The sequence below is a fragment of the Limibacterium fermenti genome (genome assembly GCF_041902845.1).
Lineage (GTDB): Bacteria > Bacteroidota > Bacteroidia > Bacteroidales > Dysgonomonadaceae > Limibacterium > Limibacterium fermenti.
Window position 1 is genome coordinate 738,423 of record NZ_CP159486.1, and the last position, 16,887, is coordinate 755,309.

The 16,887-nt window shown below is 37.3% G+C and carries 10 protein-coding genes; all 10 read right to left on the bottom strand.

From position 1 onward, the window contains the following. Positions 1-4: 4 nt before the first annotated feature. The gene (locus ABNK31_RS03325; RefSeq protein ID WP_418894311.1) at positions 5-595 is read right to left on the bottom strand and encodes an SIS domain-containing protein; all 591 of its coding nucleotides are present in this window, start codon (positions 593-595) and stop codon (positions 5-7) included. Continuing rightward, a complete protein-coding gene (locus ABNK31_RS03330) occupies positions 592-1,566 on the bottom strand; it encodes an ROK family protein (RefSeq protein WP_418894312.1) in 975 nt (324 codons plus the stop codon). Before ABNK31_RS03330 ends, ABNK31_RS03325 begins: the two co-directional genes overlap by 4 nt. A 44-nt stretch (positions 1,567-1,610) precedes the next feature. Next, complete coding sequence (locus tag ABNK31_RS03335; protein ID WP_418894313.1) at positions 1,611-3,938, bottom strand: GH92 family glycosyl hydrolase; 2,328 nt, start codon at positions 3,936-3,938, stop codon at positions 1,611-1,613. Positions 3,939-4,003: 65 nt separating this feature from the next. Then, a complete protein-coding gene (locus tag ABNK31_RS03340; RefSeq protein WP_418894314.1) occupies positions 4,004-4,987 on the bottom strand; it encodes an SGNH/GDSL hydrolase family protein in 984 nt (327 codons plus the stop codon). A 247-nt stretch (positions 4,988-5,234) separates the two neighbouring features. Further along, complete coding sequence (locus tag ABNK31_RS03345) at positions 5,235-7,823, bottom strand: family 78 glycoside hydrolase catalytic domain (RefSeq protein ID WP_418894315.1); 2,589 nt, start codon at positions 7,821-7,823, stop codon at positions 5,235-5,237. Between the two features lie 333 nt (positions 7,824-8,156). Beyond that, a complete protein-coding gene (locus ABNK31_RS03350) occupies positions 8,157-9,314 on the bottom strand; it encodes a DUF4998 domain-containing protein (protein WP_418894316.1) in 1,158 nt (385 codons plus the stop codon). Between the two features lie 11 nt (positions 9,315-9,325). Beyond that, entirely contained in the window at positions 9,326-10,552 is a 1,227-nt protein-coding gene (locus ABNK31_RS03355; protein WP_418894317.1) for a DUF5000 domain-containing lipoprotein, read from the bottom strand. Positions 10,553-10,575: 23 nt separating this feature from the next. Then, entirely contained in the window at positions 10,576-12,456 is a 1,881-nt protein-coding gene (locus ABNK31_RS03360; protein WP_418894318.1) for a RagB/SusD family nutrient uptake outer membrane protein, read from the bottom strand. Positions 12,457-12,467: 11 nt separating this feature from the next. After that, positions 12,468-15,635, bottom strand: a complete 3,168-nt coding sequence (locus ABNK31_RS03365) for a SusC/RagA family TonB-linked outer membrane protein (RefSeq protein WP_418894319.1) — start codon at positions 15,633-15,635, stop codon at positions 12,468-12,470. A gap of 156 nt (positions 15,636-15,791) precedes the next feature. Next, positions 15,792-16,805, bottom strand: coding sequence for a LacI family DNA-binding transcriptional regulator (locus tag ABNK31_RS03370; protein WP_418894320.1), 1,014 nt, complete (start codon positions 16,803-16,805; stop codon positions 15,792-15,794). Positions 16,806-16,887: the final 82 nt, after the last annotated feature.

The window sequence follows — 16,887 nt, forward strand, 5'->3', positions numbered from 1 at the left end:
TGTTTTATGTATTTAATCCCATTTTATATTCTATACCTTGTACCATGATATGTACCGTCAATATATGCATTTCCTGTATTCTATCGGCATACCCTTGATGCGGAACACCTATAAATATATCCGCATATCGGGACAATTCGTTATCGGTAGTGGAGGCACGTGACATTCCTATCACAGAAAGTTCGTTTTCTTTGGCTGTTTTAGCCGCTGATATAATATTGGCTGAATTTCCACTCGTACTGAATGCCAATAATACATCCCCCGGTTGTCCGACCGCTTCAATATAGCGGGAAAATATATAATCATACCCGAAATCATTTCCCACACACGTTATATGTCCGGGATCGTTAATGGCTATAGCGGGTAATGCACATCTATTATTACGAAAGCGTGCGGTCATTTCTTCCGCAAAATGAGTGGCATCACAGAGGGAACCGCCATTACCGCATGCGATGATTTTATTGCCGCGTATTAAAGCATCTGACATCATGTTGATCGCATTCTCTATCGCCTGTATTATCTTGGAATCGGAGCAATAGTTTTGCAATACTTCTTGAGCTTCAGCTAAACTGTCCTTAATAAAATTCGTTGTCATACTCTTTTTATAATATTTACGGCTACCGATAATGCGGCATAGTCTCCTATTGCTTCTCCCAAAACAGACGGCTGTATGTTGCAGACCTTGTATGAATTTGCCAGAGCTTCTTTTTTGATTATCTGCATTACATGAGATTTAAATAATTTCTCGTTACGGGAATATATTCCTCCCATTACAATTAATTGAGGGTTGAGTATATCGATAATAATAGAAAGGCCTTTCCCTAAATATGTTGCGGATGTTTTTAAAATATCGAGAGCCAGTTTGTCTCCGGCTATCGCAGCATCCGCTACCATTTTTGCGGTTATCTTTTCCAAATGGTCTTTTCTACACCATGTTACGCTCTCTCCTATTTGAATCTTTTCTACCACTTTGCTTTTGGCCAATTGAGCGATTCCTCCTCCACTGCAAAAACCTTCGAATGAGCCCATTTTGCCATAACCCACAGGCCCATAATCTGAAAGTCGAATGTGTCCGATTTCTCCTGCATTATCATTTGCCCCCGAATACAGTTTTCCATTTAAAATCAATCCGGCACCAAGCCCGGTTCCACAAGTCATAAAAACCATATTATCCGTATTTCTACCTGCGCCAAATTCCCATTCTGCCAATGCTCCTGCATTTGCATCATTTTGTATTCCGGTTGGTATCTTAAACTTTTTTGTAATGATATCTATAATAGGAATATGATCCCATCCATAAAGATTAGGAGGAGACTGGATAATTCCTTTTTTACTGTTAAGTGGGCCGCCACAACTTATACCGATAGCGCAGGTGTTCTTTTCATTCAACTGATGTTTCGTCATTATTTTTGTGGTGGACTCACAAATATTATTGATTGTTTCATGGACATTCGTCGTCTCAAAAATGATTTTATCCACAATTGCGATAGTATTGTTTTCTTTGATGCCGTATATTACAGCACATTTTGTGCCTCCAATATCTATTCCTAAAAGATTCTCTCTCATTTTGTTAATTAAAATGTTATTGTCGTTTTATTATATATTCGCTTTCATTTAGATATCCTATAACCCCATTCTTTATTGGGTGTATCGCCCATTATGAAAATCAAACTGCAATCATCCGAAAAGAGATCATCATGATTAATTGTTGAACTATTATATGGTTTTCCGTTTACCAACAGTGACTGCACATAAAAATTCTTTTTAGATCTGTTTTTTGCTTCAATAGTTAAGGTTTTAGGTGTACCGTTTAACGTGTGTCTAAACTGTATTTTATCCATTAAAGGCGCTCCTATTGCATATTCTCCATTACCATGGCGTACGGGATAGAACCCTATGCTACTGAATACATACCACGCGCTGAGTTGCCCGGTATCATCATTCCCGGGTAACCCGTCAGGGCTGTTTTTGTATAATGAGGTAAGGATGCGGTTTACAATTTCCTGGGTTTTCCAAGCTTTACCTGCATAATTATAAAAATAAGGTATATGATGACTAGGTTCATTGCCATGAGCGTATTGTCCGATTAAACCACTCATATCCGGTACAGATGCAGCTCGAACAGGATCCGGATCGACAACACTGAATAACTGATCCAGTTTATCGGTAAATGCTTCAGCTCCTCCGAATAATTCTATAAATCCTTCGGGATCATGAGGAACAAAAAAAGTCCATTGCCAAGCATTTCCTTCTACATAACTGCGGTCTTTTTGATGTTCCGGTTTTAGAGGGTCGAAAGGCTCGAGCCACTTACCGTCCATACTCTTTGCTCTCATGAAGCCTGTCACCGGATCAAATAAATGTTTATATGCTTTAGAGCGCTCCAGATATATTTTATAATCGTCCTCATGTTTGAGCATTTTTGCCATTTGGGCAATACACCAATCATCATACGCATATTCCAAGGTCGTCGCTACTGACCGTGTTTCTGTTTCGTATGGAATATACCCATACTTCTTATAATTGTAGGTGCCTAATGGCTCCTTGAGCCAATATCCGAAAGTATCCCGATTAGCAGAGACTTTCATCGCTTCAAAGATTGCTTCTGCATCGTAATTCCTTAATCCTTTATAATAGCTGTCGGCAATTATTGGCATCGCATGATATCCGAGCATCGTAAATGTTTCGTTTCCATTCAGCGGCATTATGGGTAATAATCCGAAATGATTATAATAGTCTAAAAATGTTTTAACATGATAAGTACCAATAGTCGGATTAATTAATGTCACTAATGGATTTTGGGCGCGAAAAGTGTCCCATAAGCTTGATACCTGAGCCATATAATCATATCCGTCGGCTTGATGTACTTTATGATCGGGGCCACGGTATTTCCCATCAACATCTGAATAAAGGGAGGGATACATCAAAGCATTATATAAAGAGGTATAAAACAAGACAAGATGGGTTGAATCCGTTGTTTGAACTGAAAATTTATTCAATTCATCCGCCCAAGCTTGTTGTGCTTCCAGAACGGAACGATCAAAATTCCAATGAGTTATTTCTTTCTTCAAATTTTGATGCGCACCATCTATACTGACAGGAGAAATACCCACTCTCACTAATATCGGTTTTTTTCCATCACTTTCAAAACGGAATACGGAACGGATCGTTAAACTGGCGATAGAGTCTATATCCGGTTTCGGTGTAAAATCGTCGAGAATCAATTTATCTTCAAATGGTTCCGAAAATTCAGCCACAAAATAAACATGTTGTTCCTCCGATTGACCCGTAGAAATCCTATATCCTTCTATGGTAGTATTGTTTACTATGTTAAGTTTGGCGTCGATAACGTTGTCGTAATTCTCTTCATTATAAATGGAACAACCTCCCAAATTCGCATGTATCAAATCAATCACTATATTGGCACTGTCTGTCTTTGGAAAATGATACTGATGGAACCCACAGCGTTTTGTTGCTGTTAAATCAACAGTTACTCCATTATCTAAAAGGACAGAATATCTGCCGGGTACAACTTTTTCGTTGTCATGGTTAAAGGTTGATTCGTATCCTTTATTTTGAAATTCTTGGCGATTCGTGTGAAAGTTCATGTTGCCAATTGTCGGCATAAATAGTAAGTCCAGCATGTCCCCGCATCCGGCACCGCTCTTATGGATATGGCTAAATCCTATAATAATATTTTCATTATAATGATATCCATTGAGGAATTGCCTTGTGTCCGGACCCAGTTGTATCATTCCGAATGGAACGACTGCTACCGGAGATATTCTACCATCACCTCCGGTCCCGATCATTGGGTTCACATACCGGATGTTGTCTAAATGATGTAAATTTCCGCATGCGGTAAATATACTTATGAGGAGGAATGGAAGTAATATTGTTTTAGTCGGATTTTTAACTTGAGGGATAATTGTTTTCATTTTGTCTGTATATATGTTCAAAATAGTATAATACTTATCTCGCTTTCGTACCTGGGAATAGGGTGTTATTGGTATATTTTGGGAATATCAATCAGCGTTCTTATAAACATTTGAATAGAACCTTTTACATTAGGATGATGATATATTTGCCCCCAGCTTCCTGAATAATCTTCATGGAACATGCATGATTTGTCAACTTGTAATCCATCTTGATTTAGAGAGGTTACCAAATCGAATCTACATCCCTTGAGTTTATATTTCTGTCGTACGATCTCTATCTGTTTGTTGACTTCAATATGAGTCTGACTTTCATTGCAAGGAATATTATTTAATATGGGAATTGCGTTTTGCGCAAGGATATACTCTACTAACTCACTCAATTTCTCAATACTATTACCTCCATTCGTACCGATAGTGACCATCACAAATTTCGATTTCACATAAGGTAATTCATTTTTAATTCGGATGAGCACCTCATTAATCGTGCATCCGCCCCGTCCGCTGGACATCGATTTGCCTTTTATATGATTCATAATTAATTGTGTCCACGATTCCCCATAATTGTCGGTGGGGAAATAACTTTCCGGTTCAGTTATAGAGTCGCCGTATAATAATAAAACCAAATCATTTTTCTGAGATAAGACTGTGATCTGCTTAACTAATAGAAAATCTCCTTCAAGCAAACCGAAACAATAATAGTCGTGTTGCATGCCTACTCTAAAACCCGTATTGATCACTCCTGCTCCATGACCTCCGGGGCCATCATTTACAGCCTCTATTTCCGTGTATTGGCCGGTAGATAGATTGGTTATTTTGACTTTCGCTTGCTGATAGGTGTGGTATATTTCCAGGATATATTCGTCTTTAGAATTAACAAACTCTATTTTTTTACTGATTTCCGGATCGCTTTCTATCGATAACAGATGTTCCCGAAGATTCACCAGCACTTTAAAGTCGCCTGTATTACTCTGAAAAGTTGCTATTGTGTTATCCGAGAATTTTGCATGATAGCGAATGAAACGTTCTCCTAAAGAATAATATTTATCCAATCTGACAAGTTCATCTTTTTTCGAGATAATTAAACCGTCATTGCTATAGTGAGCCGCGGAATGGTTAAATATTAATTCTGGGTAGCTTTTCGAATCATTTAATTTCTGATGATAAAGGACCGTCGTTTGGACGGAATTTATTGGACTTTTACAATAAATATTTTCCGACAATACGACGATTATCAATATAAGGACGAATCTTTTCATTACTCTAATCTTTAAATTATATATTCTGTAAATTTGTATATTATAAAAATGATCTAAACGTATATTTCCCGGATCCAACCGAAACGATCGTATAATTGTTTTGATGACCTGTTATTAGCATATCTTTGATTTGCTCTATCGGTTTTCCTGATTCCGTTAAAGTCCCGTTCGTTGAAGGAATCCATATTTCTGCGGTACAATTTACAGGAATTTCCACTTGTAAATGGAACATGTTACCTATGATATCCCAACTACTTGCTATAATACCGCGTATGGACTTATAGTATCCTTTGGCGAAGATGAGGTCTTCGACCGGTTGCGGTTTGATGACAATCTTTTCAAAACCGGGTGAAGCCGGGTTGATACCTAAAATAGACCGATAGAACCATTCACTTATGCTTCCGAACATCGGATGATTCTGCGAATAGGTATTATCTGAATAGGCCCATGTTTCCCATAACGTGGTGGCTCCGTTTTCGATCATATAACCCCATCCCGGGAAATCGCGTTTATTCGCAATACGATAGGCAACATCATTCCTGTCTAATGCGCGAAAAACATCGAACATCATCTTGGTCGCAAAAATGCCGGTAGACAGATGTCCGTCGCGAGATTTGATTGTCTCTAACAATCGTTCAAAGGCTGCATTTTTGTCTTCTCCTTCTACTAACGAAAACCACAATCCGAAAATCTGGGCACTTTGGGTTCCATTATCAAATACGCCCGTGGACTTATCGAACATCTGGTCTATGATAGCTTGTTTGATCTCTTTCGCTAAAGAGGCGTATTTCTGAGCGTCCGAAGGTTTATCCAATAGTTGAGCAAATTCGGCTATCAATTGTATATGATAATAATACCATGCCGATGCCGTAAGCTTGTAGGGCTTTTCGTCCAATGATTCATGATCGCTGATATCTACGGTCATTAGATTATTTTTCGAACAACCGATAAGGTATTCAGCTTGTTTTTTGAACGCATTATAATAGTTGGAAACGATTCGCTTATCACCGTAAAAGTCATATAAGTGCTTGATAAGAAAAGGAAAGCCTATTTGAAAAGAGATGGGACCCGAACCATCATCGGGGGCCGTTCCGAAGTCTGCGATTCCCATATAAGGATTTGTCTCCGTGATGGCTCCTGAAGGACGTTGATCGTTGACATTATCCTGTATAATCTTTCGATAAAAATTAGACATGTCGTAATTGAACGAAAAGGCATTTGTTGTACAGAACATATCCCCTCCGTATCCGAATTTCTCACGTGCAGGACAATCGGATTGAACACTGAATAAATTACTGCGGAATGTCCATCGGATATTTTCCATAAGCTTATTGAACATTGGGTTTGAGCAACTGAATTTACCCGCTTCTTCCACATCCGCACTCAGGCATAGGCCTTCAATATCATTCATGTTGAGTTTCCCGGGCCATCCGGTTACTTCAACGTAGCGGAATCCGTGAAAAGTAAAATCGGGAGACCAACTTTCTATATGACCGCCTTTTAAAATATAGCTGTCTTCTTGCCATGCAATAGAAGGAGCTCCGAGGCCTCCATTTCCTTGTTTTATTTGACCGGCAACAGTGGTCATGATATTTAGGCTGCCATCTTTATGTATATCTTCGCCATAACGTAATCTTATCTTTGTTCCGGCTTTTCCCTTTACATGTATTCGAGCTACACCGGCAAAATTCTGTCCCATATCCACGATGTATGTTCCGGACTGTATCTCCCGAATGGATAAGGGTTTTACCACTTGTATAACCCTTATAGGAGGTTGTAGCTGTGCGGTTAATTTTCCTTGAGGACCGGGTACTTTTACGGCATATCGCGGATTTTCCAATACGGTTTCCGGATTATTCACAGTCTCTTGCTCCAGCCGGGCGTCGTAATGTTCTCCTAAATAAATATTATTTCGAAGGATGGGACTGGGAATAACTTGCCAGGTATGATCTGTTGGAATAATATCCTTGGAGCCGTCGGTATAAGTTATCTGTAAGAGTACTGTTGTACAGGGGGGCCCAATAGTCAACTGCTCCCGAAGATTCCATTTACCCCACATGCGAAGAGGAAGAGGGTTATACCATCCGTTTCCTAATGTGATGGAAATAATATTTTTACCTTGTCGAATATGATTCGTTATATCATAAGTGGAATATAAAACTTGTTTATCGTATGCCGTCCACCCAGGATCAAGAACATTGTTTCCAACTCGGTCACCATTAATGCTAGCTTTGTAATATCCTAATCCTGCGATATATAATCTAGCATATTTGATTTTTTTATTGGCGTCAAATACTTTTCTGAAAGTAGGAGCGGGATTGTCTTTATAGAAATCATCCTCATGGAGAGGTTGTTTTTTTCCATCGCTAATCCATGCGGCATTCCAATCGGAATTTTTTAGAGCAGCCGTCTCAAACCAAGCTGGATTACTCCACATAGATGATTTTCCTTTTTTGTCATATACTTTTACACGCCAGAAATATCGGCTAAATGGTTTTAAAGGGGTCCCTTTATATTCTACGTGTATATTCTCTGAAGAAGGGACTTTTCCGGTTGTCCAGATGTTCCCTTTTTTCTTATGAATATCATTATAATTATCACTAATAATCAATTCATACGCTGTCTGCATTTGATTCCTCTGCTCGGATCTTAAAATCCAACTGAAATGAGGTTTCTCAATATCAATTCCTAAAGGATTTAATTGATATTCACAACGAAGATCAGTGACCGAAATGGGTTGTGAAAAACACAGAAATATTGAGTGAAAAATAAGAAAATAAAAGCTTATCAATAAAAATTTATTCATAACAAAAAATAGTGCAATAAAGAAGAAAGCTAAAAGTGTATATGTTTTATCCTAGCCGGCGACCATAAGGCGATCGTTCTTATATTAAATGACTTGTTTGCATATACACTTTTAGGCGTTCTTTGAACGTTGTAAATTAATTATGATAAGAGGGTATTACATTGTCCCATACAGATCAATTTCCATAATCTGGACCGATTTATTATTTGGATCCCATACCGTGTTAACCTGAATTCTGTAATATCGGAATGCAGGCAAAGTACTAGGGAAGACAAATAGTTCTCCTTCTGATACAGTGTGTCTCTCTGAAACAAAATCAGCCAGTTTTATCCAAGCATCCCAACTCCCGTCTTGTGTGGGATTGTTGCTGCCCCAAACCGAAAATGTTTTTGGGTTACCTGCGCCAAATGCCGTATTCCAAGCCGTTCGTTGCCACATTCTCATCTGCTTTAAAGAAGAAGGCGTTCCTGTATCGAAAGTTACATGCACGGGGGTTGGCAGAAGATCCGGAGAGTGATATCCCCGTCCCTCATCTGTACGGCCGTCCCAAATGTATCGAAGCTCCCAGCCATGCGCTGTTCGGGAATCGTTATCAAGCCATACTTCCTTAAATTTAGATTTATCTAATCTGATTAAAATATTGGAAGACGCATAAATAGTAAATTCTGTTTTTAATGTATCAATTGACGTACTGTCTGCCAAGAACAATGTCCTGTATGAAAGATCTGTCCCGTGTTTATAATCACTTATCTCTGTATTGCTTTCAGAGGCAGGAAGGAAGATATTCTTCCTATTTCCCTGGATATCGGTATAAGAAAATTCCTGGCCGATGCTGCCGTTATATAAATCCGCATCATTCCATATCAAATTTAGATTATCTTGGGATATCAGAGCATCTTTAATAAGCCTGTTAGATAACATTTCTAACAATAAATCGCCATAGGCTCTTCCTTGTACTTCCACTGGGATAGACGTATTTCCTTCACTATCAAAGTTCTTAATGTTGAATGAATAGAACCCTTCCGGCACATTCAATAGATAGCTGATTGTATCCGCATGAGTAGGATTCGTGAATTCTACCGAATCGGTATAATTATTCCAATAAATTCTTGTCGTAACAACATTCGGATCTACCGGTTTTATCCAAACGAATTTTACACGTTTAAAACCGGAGAAAACGTCGACATCCGTCGGTTTTTGTACATAAACAATACCTTCCGGTACAATAAATTCTTTATACGCGTCATCCATTTTTCCACATGATACAGCCATGAAAAATAGGGAGAAAAGAATATAGAATATTTTTTTTATCATAGTCGTCTTTATTATTTATTTTTTGCTTGTCCCCAAAAAGTTACTTCTTGCATAACTACTTGAGCAATACCTGTGGGTATTCCCCATGTTTCCGTTGTTTTTAAACGAATATAACGGACTGCCGGAAGCCCTGCTTCAAACTCAAAATCTTCTCCTTTGTTTAATGCATAATCACGATCTTCTGCAGTAACGGTTCCTATAGGGGATCCCGAAGGTTTATATGATTTAAACTTGCCGAGTAACTGCCAATTATCGGTATATATTCCTTTCTCTCCACCAGATACATAATCTCCATCCGCATGGTATTCATTCGTGCCCCATATTTCAAACTCTTTGACACTTGGGCCATTATAAGGGTCTGCCGGATGATGCCATGATTTCATTCTACTTAGAGTGACCTGTTCCCCTAAATCCCATGTTATGGTTTGTGGAAGAAGAGCTTTATCAGATGCAAAAAGATTATATCCATATTGATTGTCCCATAAACGAGGAAGCTGGTAAGTTTCTATATACTTATAGTCATCGCCCGGCAAATACAATGGTTTCCACGAGCCTTTGTCAATCAGTTCTTCATACCAAGGCGTTATAAGGTTCATAATCGTATCGGTTTTGTTGTACCATCGATCCCTTAAATAAACTCCAAATTTACTAGGAATGGTATCCAAGCCTCTCAGAGAAAAATTGCCGTTATCCGCAGAACTGTAGAAAGTATGTATTTCCGCCCAATCTCCATTGTTTATTGTGTCTGCTATTAAAACGATGGCGAGATTAGCTCTTCCCGGATTTTTTAATTTAATATTTATGCCACCAAAGGTGGGATCTAATTGAAGCGTTTCATAAACGGATGAAATTGCCGGACGTAAAGGCGTAACTTTTACTATTAACGGTTCTGATTCTTTTTCATTTTTACCCACGCTAACTATTTTTACATCTCGTGTTTGAGTATCTCCATATCCTTCGATTTTTAAAGTATCAGAGAATATGGATGATTTCACTTCATAACTCTTTCCAGGCTGTGTTTCATATACAGCTTTTACATACCTTAAATTTTTATCTTGAGGAATCTTATAAGTAATATAAGCACCACCCGCTATAGCCGTGATAACAGGATCTGTAACTTGGGCCGGAGCCGGTAAATTCGGATCAGCATAATCAATATATATATTATCGTTATATTGACAGCTAAATAAGAATACAACGCAAGATAAAATCAATAAATAAAAATAATACTTTTTCATATTGTATTTCTTTAATGAGTATATTACCACCCAATATTTTGTACTAAATTGGGATTCTTTGTTAATTCGGTTTCTGATATGGGCCAAAAATAATCTTTTAGATTAAATGATTGTGTATAGAGTAATACGGAATGATAAAAAGTCTCTGCATTGGTTCCTCTCACATTCCATCCTTTGATGGGCTTATTCATTTCTGTTATAGACTTTTTCCATCTTTTTAAGTCCCAAAATCTATTCGCTTCAAAAGCCAACTCAATTAGTCTTTCCTGTTGTATGATTTCCCTGAATCCTTCTTTTGTAGTGTATTTATCAGGAAATTTTGAAAAAGAGGGCCAAGCTTCTTCAACAGGTGAAATTCCTGCTCGTTCCCGTACTTTATTAATATAATATAATGCTTCATCCGTTGGCCCGCCAACTTCATTTAAACATTCTGCATAGAGTAAGTATAAATCGCTGATTCTTAATAATGGCCATGGATAAGAGATTACTGTGTAGCTAGCCGGAGAACGTAAATTCTCAAGATGGATCAGTTTTTTAAGGGAATATCCAGTGATAGGGCCTGCCCATCTGGAGCCCACGTTTTGTGGCTGGCCTAATTTATTTTGGATGTAATATAATTCCGCGGGTTTTTTATCATTGTACTTTCCTTGTCCATACCATATTCCACCGTCAAATCCGAGCCAAGCATAAAACCGGGGTTCTCTGTTAAAGTTCATGTTGGCCGTTGTATACCCTTCTCTTATATATAATTTTTCTTTGAATGTAGCACTATGAGTTTGATGCCTTCCATTGTAATTCCATTCTTTGTCCTCATTTATAGGCACTCCATTCTCGGTATAGAATAACTCGACGATTTTCAACGGTGCATCATATCGATTATCCATCCACACTCTTGTTTGAGAACTGGGTTCCCAGTCCGGAGCTCCGTACGTTTGAATACCTCCGGCTGCCATCCAACTTTGGGTATTAGCCCATATAATTTCTTCATTCCATCGATCTGTTATTGCGAAACGCAAACTCAACTGAGTTCGAATAGTATCCGTTAATTCATATCCTTGATAAAATGAAGGCTGTTTATATAATGTAATGTTCGCCGCTTCACAAATATCTATTGCTTCTTTACATGCTTCAGCTGCTTTTAACCATTTTTCTTCTGAAAAAGTTTGATTGAATAATTGTGTTCCGTCATTATTTTTCAAAGTTACTTGGTCTGTATTACCATTAAATAAGGGACTGGCCGCATAAGTTAAGATTTTAGCTTTCATTGCATAAGCAACAGGCTTTGTAATCTTCCCAAGATATTTAGCATCATTGATTGTTTGAGGAAGGGCGTCTTTTGCTTCATCAATTAACTCTATGATATACGTAAAGCATTCATCAACCGGATCTCTGGATACTTTTACTTCATCAACGGTTGCGGAAATTGATAAATTATTTTTTACTATGGGTATTGGTCCATAATTCCGTACTAATATAAAATGATAAAATGCTTTTAGAAACTTTACTTCGGCTATCCATTGGTCCTTTTCAAATTCGTCTATGTCGGGTACACGAGGTATATTTTCCAGGAAAATATTACAATCTCTTATGCCGGCGTAACAATGTGCCCAATAAGATCCTATTGGATTGACTATATTCTGTTTGCCTTTTGCAAGCTGTGAGAGTTGGGTTGCGATTGATTCATCAGATAATTCCCAAATTTCATCTCCTCCAGAGAGTGCCGGATTCGAATTGATGTCGGCATCTTTCGGTAAATAAGAATAGCAGGTAAAAAGATATTTTTCTGCTTCTGAACGCATTGTGAATGCATTATCAATTGTTGGGATATTATCCGGTACTAAGTCCAAGTAATCGCAGGATACGAATGCTGCGATTAAGAGTAAAATAAAAATATATTTTTTCATTGTCTGATCTTTTAATTGAAATTCAAATTAAGTCCCACATTAAAAACTTTTTGAATGGGATATCCTAATCCATTTCCTCCCATTTCTACATCCCATAAATTAAATTTACTGAAGGTGAGAAGATTATTCCCACTTACATATATTCTCAACCCACTTGCTCCTATTTTGTTAAGGATATTTTTGGGGAGATTATACCCTATTTCTATCGTTTTTAGCCTTAAGAATGAGCCGTTACGCATAAACCATGTATTTGTCTGGGCATTGTTGTTATTAATTGTATTACTTAATCTAGGCCAAAAAGCATATATGTCCTGATTCTGTTCAGACCAATAGCTATCGGATATAACTTTCATTACCTGTGTTTCATGAACGAAGGGAGATATTCCTATATATCTTCCATTGGTGTCATATCCGGCATAATTAATCCAAAACGATTCATTCGCTAAACCTTGAAAAAATACAGAAAAATCCATGTTTTTGTATCCGGCGGATATACCAAACCCATAAGTGATTTCGGGAACTGTAGGGAATCCTATCGGTACTTGATCGGCTGCGGTTATTTTTCCATCTCTGTTTACATCTAGATATTTTATATCTCCTCCCATTACGTTACTGTTAAAACCTTGATTGGGGGCGTTAAGAGCTTCTTCATCATCTACAAATAGGCGCTCAGCAATATAACCGAATTGCTGATTGATAGGGTATCCGATTCTCGACCGATAGGTTTCTTTATATGCAGGTTCTTCATATATGTCAAAGCGGCTTCTTGCAAAGGTATAGTTTCCCATGGCTGAAAGCCAAAAATCTTTGGTAACCTGTTTGTCAAAATTTAATGACAGATCAACACCTTGAGATGAGGCTTCTCCTACATTGGCTCTTACGGCAGCTGAAAGGCCCATTGTTTCTGGGATAAACGACCTGTCCATTAATATATTAGTCCTTTTTTGTTTGAAAAAATCCAGATTTATTTGAAAAGCATCCAAAAATTCCCATTCAAATCCTAAATTTTGTTGTAATGATTTTTCCCAAGTTATTTCCGAGTTTGCGTAACGGTTTACTAATACTCCATTGAGCCCATAATTCACGTCTCCTCTTCCGAATTGTGCACGGCGGCTGGCATTATTCATATCTACCTGGGAAAGATAAAAGAAACGATCATAAGGATTTCCTATTTCATCATTTCCTATTAGTCCATAGGTATATTTTATTTTGAATTTATTTATTATGTTTTTTAATGGTGCAAAAAAGCTTTCATTATGTAACGACCATGCAATTCCTGCTGATGGAAAAAACCCAAACCGCTGATCTTTATAAAATCGTTCAGAACCATTATAACCAAAATTAAATTCGGTATGGTATCTATTATCGTACGTGTAGGCAAACCGTCCTGAAACACCTAAATTTCTAAAGGGCAGAGAAGATTGCAGGGTTGTGGTATTTTTGTTAGACTCTATACGTTCGCTCAGCATATATACAAGCATAGCATTGAGACTATGCACATCACTGAGTATATTGTCATAGGTCAATACGGATTCAAAATAAAAATTCGACGAGATTTCTTTATAGGCATTCCCCGGATCAGATAAGTATTCCGTACCTGTATCCCATCCTGATTGAGAGTTAGAACCATTGATCATATTGATTTTATATTCATTCGTATAGGAATCATAAGTTTGTATGCCATAATAGAAAGGAGTATATTGTCGGGAAACAGACATATAAGCTCTTCTGTCAATATTGGCCATTGCTCTAACAGTAAGACCTTTTACCCACTTTGAAAAATCCTGTCTCATTTCAAACTGGGCCGTCATTCTGGAACGATTCCAATCCCGATATCCTTTTACCATTTCAGCATAAGGATTGATATATGCGCCTTGTCCTTCTCGATAATAATTGCCAAACATAATATGGTTTACAAATTCATGATCTTTATCTTTGGGATAGATTGCCGGAAATTGAACCGGATTTGAATGCATTACTAAAGAATACATTTCATCTCCATCTTTGAGGGGCCCCCGATAATCTTCAAAATTTCCGAATAGACGCACCGTAAGAAGCGTAGAAGAGGATAGATCAATATCCACATTGGAACGCAGAGAATAAGTTTTGTAGTTGATATTGTTATTGAAGTTATTGATTTTATCTACCTTTAAAATGCCATTATCGTGAGTTACAGCACCAGAGATGAAATATCTCGCAACCCCTCCGCCACCGCTTACGTTCAATGTGTATTTTTGATTATTGGTATAGTCTTTAAATAATATTTTCCTCCAATCATTTGCTGGATAAATATATGAATTGGACCCTGCTTTTAAAGTGTTATTTATTTTATCTTCCGAATAGAGTACCGTTCCCAATGGATCTCTCGTCATAATTGCTTCATTTGCCATTTTCATATAGGTAACGGGATCCGCTAATTCTACATCCTTTGTAGGTGTTGAAAGATTATTTTCTACTCTTAGCGAAATCTTGGCTTTACCTTCTCTTCCCCGTTTTGTATTGATCAAGATAACGCCATTGGCACCGCGAGCGCCATAAACAGCCGTAGAAGTAGCATCTTTCAAAATATTGAAAGACTGGATGTCATCTGTGGTTAATCGGGATAGGTCATTACTGGTTGATTCTATTCCATCAATTAAAATTAAAGGTGAATTTTTATATCCGAAGGTCGTGACACCTCGAACAAAGAAATCCACATTGTTCTTTCCCGGCTCACCCGAGCGTTGGTAAGCAATCATACCGGAAATCCTACCCGCAAGTGCCATTGTCAGATCGCTGGAAGCAATACGTAATTCATCTGGTTGTACAGAGGTCACTGCCCCTACTAAGTTTTTCGTTTTTTGAGTGCCGAATCCGACAACCGTCACTTCTTCCAACTCACTAGCAGTAGGATGCATTGCGACTTCCAAGTATGTCTGATTTTTTACTTCAATGATTTGAGATTCCATTCCTATAAAAGAAAAAATCAATTTGTCGGAAGGCAAAACACGTATTTCAAACGTTCCATCCACATCTGTCGTTACTCCTCTTGTGGAGTTCTCTACTAAGATACTCACACCCGGCAAAGATTCACCTGTTTCCGCTTCTACAACCTTTCCTTTCACTTGCTTGTCTTGTGCTGATAAGTCTAAAGGAAGGAGAAGGATAATACACAATAAAAGATTCAATTTTCTTTTCATTTCATTTTCCCATTTTTTTAGATTAATAAAAAATTCTCTTTAGTTAGCCTTTCTTTGATTGATAATTATAAGTCCTTAAAAATTATTTCAGGCATATATTTTTCTAAAATAAGCATCCATTTATATTGCTTTACCGGTTAAGTAAGAAGATAAAAATTATTCTATTATTGTCGATTTTAATACAATTCCTACTTTCTCGGATTCCTTTATAATTCCTTCTTGCTTCATTGTAATCTCCTCAATTAATATGCTTGCCGCCATCTGTCCTATTTCTTGTACGGGCATACGAGCTATTTTTAAATTGGGGGCTAATACATGGAGTAGGGGCTCTTCATGCATACAAGCAAAACCAAAACGTTTGGTAACATTGTCAAAATGCTTGTATAAATATTTAATAGTTTCAATGGCAAGTATATGCGTGGTGAAGAAAAAACCATCGATATCTGGATAATGGGACAATAATTCATAGAGAACTTTATTTAATTCATTCTCATAGTCCGTAACATTAACCTCGATTAGTAAATTTTCGTCGACTTTTATACCGGCCTCTTCTAATGCCTTCTTATAGCCATTGTATCGCATCTTCATTAGTAATAAGTATGAGTTTGTAGTTATAATAGCAATCTTTCTACGCCCTTCCGCTATCACTCTTTTTACTACATTATAAGCGCTTTCCTCATTATTAATGATAACATAATTCGTATTTAAGTTAGGATAATAGCGGTCAAATAATACAAATGGATATTTTTCTACGATTAATTGTTTTATTTGATTATCATTTTTTTTAGTAGGAGCTATGATTAATCCATCTACTTGTTTTTGTTTAAGCATTCGAATTAAATCAAATTCTTTTTGAGGATCAGATTCTGAGCTGCAAAAAATAACAGAGAAATTGTTTTTCCAAGCTTCGAGTTCTATAGCCTTTGCTATTTGCGCATAAAATAAGTCACTTATAGAAGGAATTATTAAACCTAATGTGTGGGTGATACCTTTTGATAAACTTTTTGCTAACAAATTAGGCTCATAATTCATTTCTCTAGCTCGTTTTTTGACTAATTCTTGAGTTTCAATGCTAATATTTCGGCGATTTCCATTTCCTGATAATACCCAAGAAACAGTCGTTTTGGATAGTTTTAAATCTTCTGCGATATCTTTAAGTGAACAGCCCATATTTCTACTTAACCGGTAAAGTTTGATGCAAAATTAGATATTATTCTTATTCTAACAAGCTATTTTATCCTTTATTTTATGA

Excerpts from the sequence above, each read along its gene's own strand:
- ABNK31_RS03325 (WP_418894311.1), bottom strand. The coding sequence starts at position 595 with ATGACAACGAATTTTATTAAGGACAGTTTAGCTGAAGCTCAAGAAGTA.
- ABNK31_RS03360 (WP_418894318.1), bottom strand. The coding sequence starts at position 12,456 with ATGAAAAAATATATTTTTATTTTACTCTTAATCGCAGCATTCGTATCC.
- ABNK31_RS03370 (WP_418894320.1), bottom strand. The coding sequence starts at position 16,805 with ATGGGCTGTTCACTTAAAGATATCGCAGAAGATTTAAAACTATCCAAA.
- ABNK31_RS03330 (WP_418894312.1), bottom strand. The coding sequence starts at position 1,566 with ATGAGAGAGAATCTTTTAGGAATAGATATTGGAGGCACAAAATGTGCT.
- ABNK31_RS03355 (WP_418894317.1), bottom strand. The coding sequence starts at position 10,552 with ATGAAAAAGTATTATTTTTATTTATTGATTTTATCTTGCGTTGTATTC.
- ABNK31_RS03345 (WP_418894315.1), bottom strand. The coding sequence starts at position 7,823 with ATGCAGACAGCGTATGAATTGATTATTAGTGATAATTATAATGATATT.
- ABNK31_RS03335 (WP_418894313.1), bottom strand. The coding sequence starts at position 3,938 with ATGAAAACAATTATCCCTCAAGTTAAAAATCCGACTAAAACAATATTA.
- ABNK31_RS03350 (WP_418894316.1), bottom strand. The coding sequence starts at position 9,314 with ATGATAAAAAAAATATTCTATATTCTTTTCTCCCTATTTTTCATGGCT.
- ABNK31_RS03365 (WP_418894319.1), bottom strand. The coding sequence starts at position 15,635 with ATGAAAAGAAAATTGAATCTTTTATTGTGTATTATCCTTCTCCTTCCT.